The following is a 17,458-nucleotide window of genomic DNA, read 5'->3' as shown; positions in this document are numbered from 1 at the left end:
GCCCAGAGAGAAGAGGAGCGCCATGCTCTCCGTTGACGTTGAGAAGCTGTATCCGGCGGCAAAGACCCTGGTGAAAGCTCGTGCGGCAAGCCGCATTCATGCCAAGGACGCCACGCTGTACGATTTCTCCCCCGAGGCGCAAGCGTGCGCGAGCGACTACATGGGATGGGTCGATCTGGCCACCAGCCCCTTGTGCGACATGGACGCTATCCAGGCTTTCGCCGACGAGGTGGTGGAAGCGGGTCTCGACACCATTCTGCTCATCGGCCAGGGCGGTTCCACTCAGGCGCCCATGACCATCACGAAATACAACAAACACGATTCCACTCGGGTGAAGTTCCGCACGCTGGATTCCGACTCGCCCGTGCGCGTGCGCGAGATGCTCACCATCTGCGATCCTCATCGCACGCTGGTCATCATCTCCTCGAAGAGCGGCGGTACCATCGAGCCGCGCATGCTGCTGGAGGCCGTGCGCGCCTCCTTCGAGAAGGAGCTCGGCGAGCACGTGGTGAAGCACCTGGTCGCCATCACCGACCCGGGTAGCGACCTCGATCGCCAAGCCCGCAAGGAGGGCTGGCGCGCCGTGTTCTCCGGTGAGCCCACGGTGGGAGGCCGTTTCTCGGCTCTCTCTGTATTCGGGTTGGTGCCGGCGGCGCTCACGGGTATCGATATGGAGGCCTTCATGGCCCACGCCCGCGAGGCCGAGGAGGCCTGTTCGGAAGACGCCATCGACAACCCGGCCATCAACCTGGCGGCGTTCCTCTACGACAATTACCTGAAGGGCCGCAACAAGTTCTCGTTCCTCACCCCCAAGCGCGGGCGCGTGCTGGGCCTGTGGATCGAGCAGCTGGTGGCCGAGTCGCTGGGCAAGAACGGTGAGGGCATTCTGCCGAACATCGAGATCGACTCGCTGCTGCTCACGGAAGACCCGGGCGATCGGTCCATCATCATGTACCAGACCCAGACCGACCTGTGGGACGAGCGCCGCAACTTCGAGATGAGCCTCGCTTACATCGACCCGGCTATCCCGCGGCTGAACTACCGCATCGATACCGTGGAAGAGTTGGCCGAGCACTTCGTCATGTGGGAGTACGCCATCGCCATGTGCGGCTATCTCATGCAGGTGTGTCCTTTCGACCAGCCCGACGTGGCCTCCGCGAAGGCCGAGGTGCTCGACATCCTGAAGAATGGCCAGCCCGAGCCCGATTTCACTGAGGTGTTCACCGACGAGGTAGACATGGGTCGTGTGGAAGTCTCCTTCGCCCCCATGTTCGAGGGCTGTGAGGACTTGCACGAGACGCTGTATGCGCTGCTGTCCTCCATTCAGCCCGGCGATTTCTTCGCGTTGAACGCCTTCCTGCCGTTCACGGGCGAGGGCCGGCGCGAGGCTATCGAGCAGATTCGCCACGGGGTGGCCGAGTCCTTCGGCTGCGTGTCCTGCCTGGAAGTGGGGCCGCGCTACCTGCATTCCACAGGTCAGCTGCAGAAGGGTGGCCCGAACATGGGCGTCTTCCTCATTCTGTCGGCCGACGAGTTGAAGGATATTCCGCTTCCGGAAGGGGCATCTGCGTCCAGTCTCGGCGAGCTGGCGAAAGCCCAGGCCGCAGGCGACTTGGTGACGCTGGTCAAGCGCGGGCGTCGCTGCGTGCATCTGCATCTGCCGGACAACTCCGGCGTGACGCTGCGCCAGCTGGCTCAGGTGGTTGACGATGTGATTGCCGACATTCTGACCGATCGCGCCTTGGCCGAGGCCGCTGCCATGGCCGAGGACGAAGAGCTGGCCGAGGCTACCGTGGTCGTGGAGGCCGCCGAAGCGAGTGAAACTGCCGTGGAAGCCGAGTTCGCCGAAGCGTCCCAGGACGCCGATGCTGAGGCCGTGGCCGCAGAAGTTGCCGCCGCCGAGGGCGAGGCCAGCGAAGCGTAGGCGTTCCCCGCATCCTCTCAAATGGGCAATTCATCCTGATGAAGTGAGGTTGATTCCCGTTGAAAGTCGCGTTGTATTACACTACACTTGCGCGCACGGACGAGCGGACTGCTTCTTTCGTCGAAGGGAGCAGCTATGTACGTAAGCTGGATGGAACTCCTCACGTTTTGTTTGGTGATCGTAGCGGTGATTGATTTGACCGCGCGCTTGCGGCAGTAGCCGCGCGGGCGACAATGAAAAAGCCGCCCCTCGCATAGGAAGAACGGCTCTTCATCACATTAGAACAGGTAATGTGAAGCAGTCGTGCCCGAATGCAGCGGGCCTCCGCTTGTCCGTAGTATATCGCGCTAAAGGGCCCAAGGCAAGGGAGCGGTTTATGATTGATGCGGTCGATATTCATGTGAAGGGCATTGTGCAAGGAGTGGGGTTTCGCCCCTTCGTTTACCGGATGGCGAAGAAGTACCTCATCAACGGCTGGGTGCTGAACGCTGCCGACGGCGTGTACATTCATGCCGAGGGCGAGAGCAAGCTGGTGGACGAGTTCATCATGGAGCTCTCGGACAATCCTCCGGCCGCGTCCCGCGTAGAGGAGATCGACATCAAGGAAGTGCCCCTGGAGGACTTCGACAGCTTCGAGATCCGCTTTTCCGACGATGATGCCGTAGAAGAGACGACGCTCGTCTCGCCCGAGCTTGCCACGTGCGAGGACTGCGTGCGCGAGCTGTTCAACCCCAACGATCGCCGCTACCGGTATCCGTTCATCAACTGCACGAACTGCGGGCCGCGCTTCACCATCATCGACCACTTGCCCTATGACCGGGTGGCCACGTCCATGGCGGCCTTCCCCATGTGCGAGAAGTGCGCCGCCGAGTACGCCGATCCGCTCGACCGCCGCTTCCACGCCCAGCCCGATGCCTGCTTTGAATGTGGCCCTTCGGTGACGTGGAGCGTTGGGACTGACGATGATAAGCTCGTCGGTAAGACGCGCGAGGAGTCGGATGCCATTTTCGCGGCGGCGGTGGAGATGCTCATGGAAGGGAAGATTTTGTCCGTGAAGGGGCTGGGGGGCTTTCATCTTGTGTGCGACGCGAACAATGCCGAGGCGGTGGCCGAGCTGCGCCGGCGCAAGCGGCGCGACGGGAAGGCCTTCGCCGTCATGGCGCCGGCGGTGGCTGCAGTCCGGGCGCTGTGCTTCGTGAGCGAGGAGGAGGAAGCGGTGCTCACCGGGGCGTCGCGGCCCATCGTGCTCTTGCGCAAGCGCCCCGACGGGGCCATCGGGGCCGGCGTGGCCGACAGGCTTTCCGAGCTGGGTGTCATGGTTCCCTACACGCCGGTGCAGCATCTGCTTATGCACGATTTCGCGGAGGCTTGGGAGGCGGCGCATCCTGAAGAGGCGGCCGCGGCCTGCGCCCCCGGCACGCCTGTGCCGCTTTTGGTAATGACCTCGGGTAACGTGCATGACGAGCCCATCTGCATCGCCGACGAGGAGGCCCGCGAGAAGCTGGCCGGCATCGCCGATGCCTTTTTAGGGAACAATCGCCCCATCCTTACGCGCTTCGACGATTCGGTCGTGCGGCTGATCCAGGTGGATGAGGTCGACGGGAAGCCCGGGCACGCCATCCAGTTCCTGCGCCGGGCGCGGGGCTATGCGCCTGTGCCCGTGTCGGTGGCGGCCGAGGGCGCTGCGCCTGCCGAGGGCGTCATTTTCGCCGCCGGCCCTGAACAGAAGAACACCTTCACGCTGCTGCGCGGCACCGACGGCTTCGTATCCCAGCACATCGGAGACGTGGAAAACGCCGAGACCTACGACGCGTGGCTGGCCACGAAGGATCGCTTCGAGAGCCTCTTCGAAATGGAGCCTGCGGCGGTGGCATGCGACTTGCACCCCGAGTACCTGACGAGCAAATGGGCCCATCACCAGGGACTTCCTGTGACCGAAGTGCAGCATCACCATGCCCACATTGTGTCGGTCATGGCCGAGCACGGGCTGACCGACGCAGTCTGCGGCATCGCCTTCGACGGCACGGGCTATGGCGTGGATGGGGCCATCTGGGGAGGCGAGGTGCTGCTGGCCAACCGCTCCAATTTCGAGCGCTTCGCCAACTTCGCCTACGTGCCCATGCCTGGAGGAGCTGCGGCCATCAAGCATCCGCTGCGCATGGCCTATGGCGTGCTGTGGGCCTACGACCTGCTGGAACATCCAGCTGCCGCGGTGGCTTTGGCGCCTCTGGGCGATGAGGCCGAGGTGTGCGACACCATGATCGAGCGCGGGCTGAACACGCCCATGACGTCCTCGGTCGGGCGCCTGTTCGACGCGGCCAGCGCTCTGCTGGGCATTTGCACGGAGCCCAGCTACGAGGGCGAGGGGGCCATCCTTCTGGAGGCGGCTATGGAAGCCGCCGGGGCCGACGTGGCCGGCGCTGCGGCTGTCGAAGAGACCGCGGGCGTGGCAGGTGAGGACGAGCTGGCGGCGAGGGAGCGCTACGCCGTCATCGTCGAGAAGAACACCGCCACCGAGACAAGTACCGCGCAGGACACCTCGGTGCTGCTCCTGGATGCCGAGCCCACCTTCCACGCGTTGCTGGACGACCTGTCGGCGGGAGTGCCGGCGTCCGTCATCAGCCGTCGCTTCCACGATGCCATGGTTGGCGCCATCGTCATGAACGCCGAGTTGGTGCGAGCCATGTACGACATTTCCACGGTGGCGCTGTCGGGTGGCGTGTTCATGAACCGCTACCTTGTGGAGCACGTGCTGGCTGACTTGGCCGCTGCTGGTTTCACCGTCGCCATCAACCGCGATCTGCCCCCCAACGACGGTTGCATCAGCCTGGGTGAAGCCGTGGTGGCTTCCGCTCGTTCGGGCGAGTAGGGCGCCTCTCGAAACCTCGCCGACTTCCTTGGGCGAACCTGCGACAATGGGGCATTGAGAAACGAATCGAAGGAGTAGCGTATGTGCTTGGCAATTCCTGCTAAGGTGGCGGCCCTGGAAGAGGGGAACTTGGCCACTGTCGATATTCTGGGTGTGACCCGCGAGATTTCCGTCGACCTGACGCCCCAGGTGCAGGTGGGCGACTACGTGCTCGTGCACGCCGGCTTCGCCATCGAGGTGGTGGACGAGCAGTTCGCCCTGGAGACCATCGAGCTGGTAAAGCAGTTCCCCGAACTGGCCGATTTGAACGAGGCTCCCATGCCGGCCTAAGGAGGGGCGGCAATGAAAAAGCCGCCCCTCGCATAGGAAGAACGGCTCTTCATCACATTAATAGGAGTAATGTGAAGCAGTCGTGCCCGGTGCCACGGGCATTCCGCTTGTCCGCATTCTACACCCTTGAAGGAGTGGTTGCAAGAATGGACGCCATGCAGCAAGAACTGAAGGCATTCAAAGATCCGGCGTTGGCGCGGGGGCTCATCGAGTCCATTCAAGCGCTGGCCCCGGAGTCTGCTACGCTGATGGAAGTGTGCGGCACCCACACCGTGGCCATTGCGCGCAACGGCATTCGCGGCCTTATGCCCGAGGGGGTTCATCTGGCGTCGGGCCCTGGATGTCCGGTGTGCGTGACGAGCAACCACGACATCGACAAGGTAATCGCGCTGGCCCGTGTGCCGGAAGTGGCCATCGCCACCTTCGGCGATATGACCCGCGTGCCCGGCTCCACGTCCAGCTTGCTGGCCGAGCAGGCGGCGGGGCGCTCGGTGGAGATCGTTTACTCGCCGCTGGACGCCCTGCGTCTGGCGCAGGAGAACCCGGATCGGCAAATCGTCTTCGTCGGCGTGGGCTTCGAAACCACCACGCCGCTCGTAGCTATGGCCATCAAACGAGCGCGCGCCATGGACCTTGCGAACTTCACCGTATACGGCGCCCACAAGAACATGCCCGGGGCGCTGGAGGTCATCATCAACGACCCCTCGCTGAAGCTGGATGCGCTCATTTTGCCGGGGCATGTGTCCACCATCATCGGGGCGGAGCCTTACCGCTTCCTGGCCGAGAAGTACGGCATTCCCGGCGTCATCACCGGCTTCGAGCCAGTGGACGTGCTCCAGGGCATCGCCATGATCATGCGCCAGCTGCACGAGGGACGCGCCGACATCGAGATCGCCTATGCCCGCGGCGTGATGCCCGAGGGCAACCCGGTGGCGCTCGCCGCCATCGACGAGGTGTTCGAGACCTGCGCGGCCACCTGGCGCGGCTTGGGCGAGATTCCTGGCAGCGGCTACCGCATTCGCGACGAGTTCGCCGAGTTCGACGCCATGCGCCGTTTTCAGCCCGACGTGGAAGAGGTGCGCGAGCACAAAGGCTGCCGCTGCGGGGACGTGCTCCGCGGCATCATGGCCCCGAGCGAGTGCCCGCTGTTCCGGAAGGTTTGCACGCCGGAGAACCCCGTGGGCCCCTGTATGGTCTCCAGTGAGGGCAGCTGCGCGGCATATTATCGGTACTACTAGATAGAGGTTCCGTTCGCCCTGGCGGGACGAACGGACGAGCCGATGCTGCAGGTGCGATTGCGATTGCACAGTCGCAACCTCGCTGATTTTCTTGGGCGAATCCGGGATGAGATGAAGATGGAACAGAAAAGTCACTACATGTACGTGTTGGAATGCGCCGACGGCTCGCTGTACACGGGCTATGCCGTGGATGTGCAGGCACGGCTGGCGGCGCACAACGCTGGCAAGGGAGCGAAGTACACCCGCGCCCGGCTGCCGGTGAGCTTGCTTGCCTATGCCGAGTTTGCCAGCAAACATGATGCCATGCATGCGGAATACATCTTCAAGCAGCTTTCCCGCAACGAGAAGGATGTCCTGCTCTCATCTGCCTCCCATTCAAATTTCGAAGAGGCCTTGACAAGCATACTCACCTGACATCGCTCAACGGGCGCGACCTAGAAGAAGCAGCAAGTCACATCGCCTTCGTGAATCTGGTGGCAAATGCCAGTTCGACCCCGAAATGGTAAGAGGGGGGAGGCCATTTCGGCTATGAAGTGGCACTTTCTGGCCATTTCGGCCTTCAACTGGCAGTGCGGTACGCCATTTCGGGGTCGAACTGGCATCTGCCCCTTGAATTTTGAAGATACCTAAGCTGACGGGTGGCGTTGATCGGTTGGGCCGGAGATTTGCTTGGGGCCCAGGTTCAATTCCTGCAGGTAGCTGCTGGGCTCGATGTCGCAGGTGCGGACGCCGTTGCGCAAGCGGATGCGGGGGATATGAAGACGCAGGCGCTCGGCGGTTTCCAAATCGCAGCTTTCGAAGCTGGTGAAGAGAAGCCGTCGGGTGGCGCGCTGCTCGGCCAGCGCAATGGTGTCCCGGTCGGTCGCTTCCTGGCGGACACGGGCGCCGCCGACGATGACGCCGGGGTCGCACATATCGCGCGAGGGGATGAAGCCGTTCACGAAGCCGCCGAAGATGACGACGTCGAAGGTGTGGCCGAAGAGGTCTTCGGGGGCGGCGATGGCGACGGCCGGTGCGGGTGACGTTGGAGTCGCCGCTGCATCGTTTTCACGCGTTTCAGTAAGGTTGGCGAGGGAGAGGGCCGTGTCGGCTTTGGACGAAGAAGAGCTCTCACGTGCTCGATTGGCTGCGGCCGCCGGCGAGGTGACGATTGTCGGCTGGTCGTTCCCGCTGCGCTTTGCAAGCAGTCTTTGCGCCTCGCGATAGGGGGTGAGCAGGCTTTGGGTGAAGGGGCTTGTTGCGGGAAGGCCGGGCAGGGCGTCGGCGTCCAGTGCGGCGAGAGCTTCGGCAAGATTGAGGCCCTGGGGTTGCGCGATGCGCCGCAGCTCTGAGACGGCGGCGGATCGTCCGAGGGCGTCGTCGAAGCTGAGCCATTGGCGCCAGGCAACGGGGTCTCCTGCAGGGGAGAAGGCCGCTGGCGCGTTATGGGTGCCGGCGTTGTTGGGGTTGGCGGCAAGCGGGTCGGACGGGTCTGCAGGTTGCGAGGCGCTTCGATAAAGTTGCCCCAAAATGCGTTCGCGCTCGTCGTCGCTGACGGGGGCGAGGTTGCCTTTTGGGGCCTTGAGGGCGGGATGGCCCAGCGAAGTTGCGGGAATACCCACGGACGCGAGCGCTCGCTGTAGATTGGTACGCCAGATGCGGTTAGTGCCCACGACGGCGATGACGCGCGGGTCGGTGCCGCAGGTCAGCTCCTCGGCAATGGCGCAAGCGATGAGGCCCATCTCGCTGGCAAGGTCGGGTGCCGCCTCCCAGGCGCGGTCAAGGGGATGGAAGGGCGTCTCCAGCGTCACGCGCTGCAGCGGGGCGTGGGCCGCTTCAAATTCTTCGAACCCCGTGGTGCAAGGGTAGGGCTCGAAGGCGGGGAGAATGTCGTCTTCGCTGCCAGCTATGGCGATCTTGTCGGTGGCGAGCAGGTTCACCAAGTGCTGGGAGGCGCGACTCATCAGCAGATAGTCATCCGCCAGCACGACGGGCGAGCCGAAGCGCTGGCGCAGCGCCGGTTCGGCTTCCAAAGCGCGCACGGCCAGGTTCACGGCTTCGCCCGGCAAGACGGCCTCTTCGAAAATGAGGATGCTGCGGGCCAGATCGAGAACGGCCTGTTCTTCGGTGGTCTGAATCCAGTCGGGGTCGCTGTCGCCCAGGTTCGCAAGGCCGCATTGCAGAAAGGCCCACAGCTCGCGCAGGCGTCGGCGCTTCAGGCCGCACGTTTTCAGATCCTCGTAGAAAACGGCCTCCTCGGCTTGGCTGAGCACGCGGCCGCCTCGGCCCGTGGCCCGCTGAGCGAGAGGATCGGCCAGAATGCGGCAGGCGTAATCGAAGGGTGTGGTTACCAGGCCCGTGCACAGGCCCGTGCGTGGGCCGTGCTGACAGGCGGCGGATTCGGCAGGCCCTGCGGCCTCTGCGGGCGCGTCCGCCAGTCCGCGCTGCGAAAGGCGAAGCGCGGCGTCATCAATCGTCACAGGAGATGCGCAGAAGAACAGAAATGGCGGCTGGGTGTTGGGGCTCGCGGGAGCCGCCTCGGCCCAGGCCGCGGCGCGTTCGACGAGCGCACCCGTTTTGCCCGAGCGGGGATCGCCCGTGATGCAAAGCGCTTCAGCTGCTGTTGGCGATAGGGTCATAGGTTGCCTTCTGCTCGAAGTTTCGGGAAAGGGAGGCCCAGCAGTTCGAGGACATTGGGGAATCGAGACCGCCGGGCTCCCCCTGAACGGCCTTTCGCAGGGGCGCAGGAAGGGGAGGCGCCTGATGCGGTAGGGATCCGAAGCGAAGGGAGGGGAAGAGAAAGCTTCGGGAAATGGGGAGTGCCGCATCGAAGGAGGAGGGGAAAGGCCGGTCAGGGAGAGGCTGGGCTGCGGTGTGATGGTCGTGCAGGTAGAAGGGCTTGCCTGCACGGGCGCCGCGCCCAGCTTCTTCCCAAGGAGAGGAGGCGGGCGTTACGAGAGAGCCTCGGACGGCTCGTCAAGGTCGAGGTCGGGCTCGACAGCCGGAGTGCCGCTCGCCCCAGCCGGCGTCGGCTCGAGCGCCGGGGCGCCGGCTTTCTTGGGGGCGATGAGCGGGAAGGTGATGGCGTGGCCGGGGCACGCGTCGGCGCAGGCGCGGCAGCGGGTGCACTCGTTGAAGGTGGCGCCCAGCTCCGGATGACGCGGGTTGATGGCCACCTCGCACACCTCTGCGCAGCGTCCGCAGGTGGCGCCATGAGCGGTTTCCAGGCATTTCTCATCGTCGATGGCCGGCTGGAACGTGCGGTTGGCGCGACCGATGAGGCTCATGAACGACGAGATGGGGCACAGGTGCGAGCACCATTTACGGAAGAAGATCACCTCGACGGCTATCAGCGCCGGGATGATGAGCACCGACCAGGTGACATCGCTGCCGCCGAACAGCGCGATAAGCAGAAACACCATGGCGAACGACAGACCCACGGGGCATACCAGGCAGAATACCGGGAATCCGAAGATGGCGGCGGAAAGCAGGGTGCCGCCCAGGATAATGTGGCGGGAATCGGCCGGCTTTCGGTCGGCGCAGGAGGAGCATCCGCCCGCGCACGAGGTTTTCAGGGCGCGCTTCTCGGCGGCGGAAAGGGGCGTGGCCTTCGTTGCTGGCGCCGCTGAGGTAGCTTCGGTTGCGGAGGGGCGACCGAGGTCGCCCCCTACGGAGGAGATCCCAGGGGCAGCGTCGGGCGCGGAGGAGATCCCGGAGGCAGTCCCTGCCGTAGAGGTGCCGCCCTTCTTGAAGATGCCGCGCAGCTTGCTCCACACGGGCACAGGGCAGAGCCACCCGCAGAAGGCGCGGCCCAGAAGCAGGATGGCAGCCACGGCCAGCACAATGGAGATGACCGCTCGCGGCACGAGCATCTTGCTGGCGAGCATGGTGCCCAAGGCTCCGATCGGGCAGATAAGCGAAATGGATTCCCAGCCGAAGGCCGACAGCGTGCCCGCGCTGACGTGGGCGGCGTAGGCCACGCCGGCCGCGCCCAGCAGGGCCAGAGGGATGATGATGCGAAGTTTCTGGCTCATGACGACTCCTTAGGCCTCGCTCTCGGGAACGACGATGATGGCGCGCGAGGTGGCGCCGGTGGTGTAGGAGCCCTCTTTCTGGGACACGCACACGCTTTGGCAGGCACCGCACCCGTTGCAGTGGTCGGGTATGACGACCGGGCGCATGTTCTCGTCCAGCTCGATGGCCTCGTAGGGGCACGCGTCGTAGCAGAACCGGCAGCCGTTGTTCTTGTCCCAGGCCAGGCACCATTCGCGAATGAGCACGGCCTTGCCGATGATGGTGGTTTCGGCGGTCGCGTCGGCGGGCAGCGCCAGCGCCTCGGTGGGGCAGGCCGCCACACACAGCGGAACCCCGTCGTTCTCATCGGCGCAGAAGTCGCACCAGCCGTCGTTGAAGTTCGTCGTGGGAGTACGCACGGAGACGATGCCGTCCTCGATGTGGGCCGGACGCAGCGCGCCGCGCGGGCAGGCTTCCACGCAGCGTTCGCAGCGAATGCACGACGCCACAAGCCGGCTCTCGTCCTGGCCTCCGGGTGGCCGCACCTGGGCCTCCGCGGGCACCAGCTTCAAGCCGCCCATGGCCAGAAGCACGCCGGCTCCTCCCACGCCCAAGGCGAAGGTGCGCCGGGACATGCCCGCGCCTTCTCGTTTCTTCTCGTCTCCCATGTCTTCTCCTCTACTTAGAGGGCCGACGCGACGGATGCGACCGGCCCGAACGCTAGTCCTCCGCGAGCAGCTCTTCCAGTACCTCGCGGTCGGTCTCTAGAAAGCCCTCCGTGAGGAAGGCGAGTCCCCGGTAGAAATCGGTCTTGGCGAACTTCTTCACCTCGGCGGTGAGCAGCGGCGCCCAGCTGTCCAGGTGCACGTCGAGGAAGTTGTACTGCGCGCGCACCCACGACGTTGCTGTGTCGGTATCGCCCTTGCAGAGCGCTTCTGCGGTGCGGTCGGAGAGAATTTGCAGGTACTCCAGCTCCAGCGCAATGTGATCCTCGCCCTCCTTCCAGCTCTCCTGCTTGGAAAGCCCAGCGGCACGGTACAGCGCGAGCACCTCGTCGCGGGCGCTCTGCATGAGCAGGCGCTTCTCGCTGGAGTACACGCTTTCGAAGGGATAGGCCGCCGCATGGCCCGAATAGCCGTGGCCGAAGAAGGTGCGCATGTAATCGGCGGCCAGCTCGGTTAACGTGTTCTCCCAAATGCCGGAGAGGTAGGTGGTGATGAGGCGGTTGCCCGTATCGCCGGCGTCGGTGCCGGTCTCGATGGGCCACAGCGTGTCGTGCAGCTCGTCGAGTAGCTCGGCGTCCACTTCCTTGGCGTACAGGCGCGACAGCAGCCCGTAGGTGGCACTGCGGTGCTTGAACAGCTCGATCAGCTCGGACGGCGCGAGAGCCGTCTCTTCCAGAATTTCCTCAGTCATGGCTCCTCCTTACCAGTTCACGCCATCGGTGAGGGTGGGTACATTGGCGCACGTCACGTCGTCAACGGCGGGCACTTCGTAGTCGTCGACCACCTTGGCCAGCGCGCCGGCCAGCGCCGCACGGCCCGCATCGGTGGCGTGCCAGGCGCCGTCGGCCCAAACGAAGGCGCCGGCGCGCTCCAGGCTTTCCACGAAATGCTGCACGTAGAAGCGACGGTTCTCGGCGATGGCCGGATCGGTGTCGACGGCCACGGACATGAGTCCCATGCCGGTGCCCTCTTCGGTGTCGGCCATGAGCAGAATGCGCTTGTACACGGGGAGGAACTCGGGCTCCTTGGCGAAGAGGCGCTCGATGCGCGCGGCGGGGTCGTCCTCGGCGAGCACCGTGGCGCCCGCTTCGGTGGTCTGCCAGTACACCGGTGGCGGGGTGGTGGGGCGCCAGAAGGTGCGGCCGTCCACCTCGACTTGCTCGGGCGCGCGCACCTCGTCGGTGTAGGGCTCGCCGGCATCGGTTACGCGCGCAAGGCCGCCGGCCACTTCCAGCATGGTGCAGAAGTTAGAAGGCGTGTACACGGAGAACTTCCGGCCGCTGATGCGCTCGACGGCTTCCTTCATGGCGCTGGTTGCCATCGGCGCCTCGCAGGCGGCCAGGATGCCCAGCAGCGTGGCGCGGTGCGGGCGCATCTGGGACAGAAGCTCGTGGGTGCGCTCGTCGGCAGGGCGGGCGGCGTAGGCCGGATCATCGGTGCGCACCGAGTTCTCGATGACGGGCACGCGATCGGGGTCGGGGGGCAGAAACTCCGTGCGTCCCTCCACGTTGGGCAGGAATATCTCGGAGGAGTCCAGCTCGGCGGGCTCATCGCTGACGGCCCAGGTGTCGAGGGTCGGGTCGAAGCTGAAGTTGAACGCGGACAAATCCGGTGTGCTCACGGGAGCTCCTTTCTAGTTCAGGCCGGCATCGCGCAGAAAGCGCTGGCTGCCGACGGTGGTCGGCCGTGCCGCTCCCATCTCGCTGATGAAGTGCGTGGGAGTCAGACAGGCAAGGGAGACACCGTCGCGGGTGATCGTGCGGCGGTAGGGAAGGCGAATCTGATCGGCCAGGGCAACGTCCGCCTGAGCGAAATAGGAGAGCACCACATGGGGCCGATCGCCGGCGACAAGGCGGGCGAAGGCGGCGCGCTGCTCCTCTTGGGCCGCCCGGCTCGCTTTGTCGTCGCCTGTGGCCGCCGCCGTGGGCATAAGGCCTTCAGTGCAGCCGACAACGAACAGCCACTCGACGTTTCTCTTCGGGGCGCGGAAGTCGAAGATGACGGCGGCGCTACCGCTCGGTACTTCGCCGGCCTCTGCGATGCAGGCGCGCACGCCCATGACCTTGCAGGCCTGGGCCAGCTGTACGGCCCAGGTGCGGTTCGGCACGGAGAAGCCGATATGATGGGGCAGCACGGCGTGATCGCGCAGCAGCACGGCGGCTCCTGCGGCAATGCCGCGCACCTCATCGGCGGGGCTTTCCCACTTCACGAGGGCGTGCACGCCACGCATCTCTTGGGGCTGCTGGGCCGCTGCGGACGCGTCGTTGCGCGAGACGGGCGAGTTGGCGGAAGCGTTCTCGGGTGCCATGGGTATCTCCGCTAGCCGACGAAAGCCGCTGCGACGGAATCGTAGGTGCGTGTTGCGCCATCGGCCCCGATGACGGCCCACAGGGTGTAATCGACGGGGAAGTCGAAGGGGTCTTCCTCCTCTTCTTCCTCTTCGCGCTGGGGACGCGGCAGTGCCTCGGAGTCGGTGGGAGGCACGGCGGTGTTTTCGTAGCTCTTGGCGATGACGTCCTCGGCGAGAAGTTCCTCGCGGGTCTTCTCCGGCGCGGGTTCGGCTGCCTCGTCGGCAACGCCGCCGCTCGGCGCCTCCTCGTCGGTGTCGGGCTCTTCCAAAACCTCCGGATGCTCGGCTGCCCAGGCCTCCCAGGCGGCGTCGCGCTGAGCGTTCCATGATTCGGCGCAAGGCAGCTCCACGCGCACGGCCTCGGCGAAGGTGCCGTCGTTGCGCAGATTGCGAGCGGCGGTGACCCGTTCGGCTACGGCTTCGTCGACGGCGCCTGCGCCCTGGGGCCGCACCGCGACGGTGAAGGCTCCGGCGCCCAGTTCGATATCCAAGGTATCGAAGTGCACTTCCGGATAGCCGATCTTGCGCTGGCGATCGTTAAACACCTTCATGTTGTTGCCGATCTTGCGCAGCATGTTGCCGATCCAAGGCCCCACGATGGTTTCCCACCGCTCGTCGGCGCCTTCGTCGGCAGAGTTAAGATAAGAGTAGGTGCCCATGTTCACGATGAGACGCGCCGTGTTGCGCACGGGGGCGTCCTCCGTGCTTTCACACGCATGGGTGCGAATAACGGGCGTGCCGATGTGGGCATAGCTCCGATTGATTTCGAGGATGGTCTGCTCGGCGGCGACGCGCTCATCCAAATCGAGCACGAGCGTCAGCGACGGTCTTAGCAGTGCCATGTTCCCTCCTTTTCTCTCGATTCCCCAATACGCCGAGAAGTTTAGGAGGGCTTTCATAGCCAGAATAATATGGCTCCTATGATTTTGCCTATGAAATGGCCTTTATGATGACGAAAACGCCAAGGGGGCTGCGCCCCGCGGCCTTTGTTCCGCAGCGGCTGGGACAAAGGCCGCGGGTCGCGGTTCCGGTCGATACGCAGAGAGGACGCAAGGGGGAATCATGGCGAGCATCGATACCATGCTGGGACTCATCGGGAAGCTGGAAAGCCCGTACATCACCGTGCACCAGGAGCGGTGTGCGCTTGTTCGCAACCGTCACGCCGACTGCCTGCGCTGCGCCGAGTCCTGCGCGTCGGGCTGCATCTCCTACGACGGCGAGGTGCTCACCGTGTCGCCGGAGAAGTGCATCGGCTGCGGCACCTGCGCCACGGTGTGCCCCACCTGCGCCCTGGAGGCCCACCACCCGAGCGATGCGGCCCTCACGGCGGCGGCCCGCGCATCGCTTGCGGCCAACGAGGGCGCGGCCTATCTCGGTTGCGGCGAGCTTTTGGAGCGGGCGCGCGGCCGCTACGATGAAGAAAAGATCGTGCGTGTGGAATGCCTTGGCCGCGTGGACGAGTCCCTCCTGGCCGATCTTGCCGTGGAAGGCGCCCGAGAGGTGGTGCTCATCCACGGCGACTGCGAGCGCTGCGATCACGGGCGGGGTCGCGCCTGCGCCGAGGCGGTGGTGGAAACCGCCGAGAAGCTGCTGGAAATTTGGGGCGCGCCCATGACCGTGCGCTTCTCGGGAAAGCTGCCGGCCTCGGCCAAGAGGGCCGCCGACTACGACAGCGGGCGCCGCGCCGTGCTCGCGGAAGGCGCCGCGCTGGCCGCCCGTGCCGGGGTAGTCGTAGCGGAAACGGCGGTGACCGAGGCGCTGGGTGACGCCAGCAACGCGGATGCCGAGGGCGCGTCGGTCGCCGATGCCCGCGACGTGGGTCGCTATCTCAAAGTGATGGACGACGGTACGCTGCCCCATTTTATCCCCGACCGTCGCGAGCGTTTGCTCGACAGCCTGGCGGCCTTGGGCGAGCCGGAGGACGTCATGGTGGACACGCGCCTGTGGGGTCACGTCGTCATCGACACCGATGCGTGCGCCTCCTGCCAGATGTGCGCCGTGTTCTGCCCCACCGGCGCTTTGGCGAAGTTCACCGACGCCGACGGCACCTTCGGCGTGGAGCACCGTCCGAGCGACTGCGTGAAATGCCGCAGCTGCGAGGCCATCTGCCCCGAGCACGCCATCGAAATCTCCGAGGAGGTCTTCGCCGTGGATCTCCTGGGCGGCGTCACCGACCGCTACGTCATGCGCCCCCGCGCCGTGCAGCACGACACCCCCCACACCATCTGGCACAAAGCCCAAACCATGATGAAAACCGACCAAGTCTACGAGCGCTAATCCACCACCATGGATTCCACCAGATCGATGAGCTCGTGCTGGGAGTGGACGTCCAGCTTGCGGTAGATGTGACGCATGTGGGTGTTGGCCGTGCCCGCGGAAATGTAGAGAGCCTCCTGGATGGCGGCGGAATTGCGGCCCTTCGCCAAAAGGAACAGCACCTCGGTTTCCTTGCGCGACAGCAAAAAGGTATCGGCCACGGCGGCGCACTTCCGTTTGAAGCGTCCGGCGCGCTGCTCGGGAGATTCTTGGACGGCGGGAGTGGCTGGCTCCGGAATATCGCCCGGTGCAGAAGAGACGGCTCCCGGCGTATCAGATGGCATCGGCACCACGGCTTCTTCGACGGAAGGTTTGCTTGCGGCAACTTCCCCGCCCATCAGCTCTTCCAAGTCGGTCTGGTCGTCCAGCAGAGGGCAGAGGCGACCGCGTATGAGCGTGCTGCGCATCTCGGCGCCGTTGGGCAGCGTCGCAACGCCGAGGGTCAGCGCGATGAGCCCGACCAAAGCCAGCATCATCGGTTCGGTCGACGCCGCTTCCAAAAGACCGCCTGGCTGCAGCATGAGAAAACCGGCGAGGGAGCCGGCGGACAGAAGGCCGTGACCGAAGCCGAAGGTGGTAAAGGCGCTCACACGGTAGCTCTGGGCGATGTCGGCGTACATGACCCACAGGCACGCTTCCAGCATGAAGTAGGAGCCGAACAGGGCGAAGCAGCGGAAGGTGCCGTCGGCGCCATAGGGGGTGCACAGCGTCACGAGCAGTACGGCGATGAGGGGCACGAGCACGCGGAAGGCGAAGTTGCGCGACTTGCGCAGCGTGAGCATGGCCATGATGAGGGCTGCGCAAGCGAACAGGCTCGCCGCGAACACCGAGAAGGAGAAGGCGCTTTCCGCACCGCCCGCGGCCAGAAGCAGGTCCAGCAAAGGCCCGGTGAGCGCGCAGCAGCGTAGGATGCCCAGAAGCACGCCGAAAACGACCGAGGGAACACCGAGGCGCCCTACGAAGGAGGCGGTGCGCACGGGCATGGTCATGAACGAGAACTCCAGCTTGTCCACCAGATCGGCGGAGCATTTGTTCAGGCAGAGCAACTCGAGGAATGGCAGAGCCAGACATAGAAGGGCGCCGGCCGGCACAAAAGCCGCGCTCACGACGAGGGTGAGGGCGAACGCCAGCGCGCTCACCACCATGGAAAGCGCCGCGCACAGCGCAATGGTGGGCAGGTCGCACACGCTGAAGGAGACACCGAAGCTCATGAGCAGCATGGCCGATCCCACGCCGCTCGCCACGCCGGCAAGCACGAAGAGCGCGGCAGCCAAGGGCCCTACCGAGACCATGTTCCCCGCCATGCACAGAAGCGTCGCGCAGGCCACCAAAAACGCCGCGATCGCACGGTTGCGGCGGATGTGCGCCGGCGTGTCGAAGAGTTGGCGGGCCTGTTTCAGAAACACGGCGTACAGCAGCAACGCCACGGCGTGGAAGACGCCGGAGGTGGCGGAAAGCAGCAGCTGCATTGAATCCGCTTCGGGAAAGAGGATGTACTGCCCGTTGAACATGAAGAGATAGACCCAGGCCCAGTGCAGACCGAATCCCACGATAAGCGCCGGCGATACTTTCCCGGGCGCCCCGGTCTCCTCCTCGCGGTATTCCACTTCAACTTTGATATACGGCAGCTTCATAGTTCCCCTGTTCCAGCGCATCATGCAACAAGGTGCCCGGTATGGCGGCCCCTTGCCTTTCGTCCATGCAGCTGCTCCC

General features: G+C 64.9%; 14 protein-coding genes. 6 read left to right on the top strand and 8 right to left on the bottom strand.

Annotated elements, in window-relative coordinates; all coding sequences use genetic code 11:
* The first annotated feature begins 22 nt into the window (after nt 1-22).
* The 5 genes from GO707_RS03895 (at nt 23) to GO707_RS03875 (ending at nt 6,775) form a co-directional block, all read left to right on the top strand.
* Complete coding sequence (locus GO707_RS03895) at nt 23-1,924, top strand: glucose-6-phosphate isomerase (RefSeq protein WP_114538600.1); 1,902 nt, start codon at nt 23-25, stop codon at nt 1,922-1,924.
* A gap of 376 nt (nt 1,925-2,300) precedes the next feature.
* Entirely contained in the window at nt 2,301-4,793 is a 2,493-nt protein-coding gene (gene hypF / locus GO707_RS03890; RefSeq protein ID WP_114538601.1) for a carbamoyltransferase HypF, read from the top strand.
* Nucleotides 4,794-4,874: 81 nt separating this feature from the next.
* Nucleotides 4,875-5,123, top strand: a complete 249-nt coding sequence (locus GO707_RS03885; protein ID WP_114538602.1) for a HypC/HybG/HupF family hydrogenase formation chaperone — start codon at nt 4,875-4,877, stop codon at nt 5,121-5,123.
* 146 nt (nt 5,124-5,269) lie between these two features.
* Nucleotides 5,270-6,361, top strand: a complete 1,092-nt coding sequence (hypD, locus tag GO707_RS03880) for a hydrogenase formation protein HypD (RefSeq protein ID WP_114538603.1) — start codon at nt 5,270-5,272, stop codon at nt 6,359-6,361.
* A 117-nt stretch (nt 6,362-6,478) separates the two neighbouring features.
* A complete protein-coding gene (locus tag GO707_RS03875; RefSeq protein WP_114538604.1) occupies nt 6,479-6,775 on the top strand; it encodes a GIY-YIG nuclease family protein in 297 nt (98 codons plus the stop codon).
* A gap of 212 nt (nt 6,776-6,987) precedes the next feature.
* Here GO707_RS03875 and GO707_RS03870 read toward each other — a convergent pair whose 3' ends face one another.
* The 7 genes from GO707_RS03870 to GO707_RS03840 form a co-directional block, all read right to left on the bottom strand.
* Nucleotides 6,988-8,979 (bottom strand): hypothetical protein, encoded by a 1,992-nt coding sequence (locus GO707_RS03870; protein WP_157012179.1) that lies wholly within the window; start codon nt 8,977-8,979, stop codon nt 6,988-6,990.
* A gap of 312 nt (nt 8,980-9,291) precedes the next feature.
* Nucleotides 9,292-10,374: a 4Fe-4S binding protein gene (locus tag GO707_RS12555; protein WP_114538606.1), complete on the bottom strand. Its 1,083-nt coding sequence runs from the start codon at nt 10,372-10,374 to the stop codon at nt 9,292-9,294.
* Nucleotides 10,375-10,383: 9 nt separating this feature from the next.
* Nucleotides 10,384-11,022 carry a 4Fe-4S dicluster domain-containing protein gene (locus GO707_RS03860; protein ID WP_114538607.1) on the bottom strand — a complete coding sequence of 213 codons (639 nt, stop codon included), beginning with the start codon at nt 11,020-11,022 and terminating at the stop codon, nt 10,384-10,386.
* 52 nt (nt 11,023-11,074) lie between these two features.
* Nucleotides 11,075-11,770 carry a TorD/DmsD family molecular chaperone gene (locus GO707_RS03855; protein ID WP_114538608.1) on the bottom strand — a complete coding sequence of 232 codons (696 nt, stop codon included), beginning with the start codon at nt 11,768-11,770 and terminating at the stop codon, nt 11,075-11,077.
* A gap of 9 nt (nt 11,771-11,779) precedes the next feature.
* Nucleotides 11,780-12,700: a hypothetical protein gene (locus GO707_RS03850; RefSeq protein ID WP_114538609.1), complete on the bottom strand. Its 921-nt coding sequence runs from the start codon at nt 12,698-12,700 to the stop codon at nt 11,780-11,782.
* A gap of 12 nt (nt 12,701-12,712) precedes the next feature.
* Entirely contained in the window at nt 12,713-13,387 is a 675-nt protein-coding gene (locus GO707_RS03845; protein WP_157012177.1) for a hypothetical protein, read from the bottom strand.
* Between the two features lie 11 nt (nt 13,388-13,398).
* Nucleotides 13,399-14,271 carry a hypothetical protein gene (locus GO707_RS03840; RefSeq protein WP_114538611.1) on the bottom strand — a complete coding sequence of 291 codons (873 nt, stop codon included), beginning with the start codon at nt 14,269-14,271 and terminating at the stop codon, nt 13,399-13,401.
* A 220-nt stretch (nt 14,272-14,491) separates the two neighbouring features.
* Between GO707_RS03840 and GO707_RS03835 the strand changes: the two genes are divergently transcribed.
* Nucleotides 14,492-15,706, top strand: coding sequence for a 4Fe-4S binding protein (locus GO707_RS03835; protein ID WP_114538612.1), 1,215 nt, complete (start codon nt 14,492-14,494; stop codon nt 15,704-15,706).
* Here GO707_RS03835 and GO707_RS03830 read toward each other — a convergent pair.
* The gene (locus GO707_RS03830) at nt 15,703-17,379 is read right to left on the bottom strand and encodes a helix-turn-helix transcriptional regulator (RefSeq protein ID WP_198161003.1); all 1,677 of its coding nucleotides are present in this window, start codon (nt 17,377-17,379) and stop codon (nt 15,703-15,705) included. The two genes, GO707_RS03835 and GO707_RS03830, sit on opposite strands and share 4 nt — an antisense overlap.
* Nucleotides 17,380-17,458: the final 79 nt, after the last annotated feature.

This window comes from Adlercreutzia rubneri (assembly GCF_009755265.1).
In the GTDB taxonomy this organism is placed as follows: domain Bacteria; phylum Actinomycetota; class Coriobacteriia; order Coriobacteriales; family Eggerthellaceae; genus Adlercreutzia; species Adlercreutzia rubneri.
The sequence above is the reverse complement of the archived record's forward strand: the minus strand, read 5'-3'. Positions and strand labels throughout refer to the sequence as shown.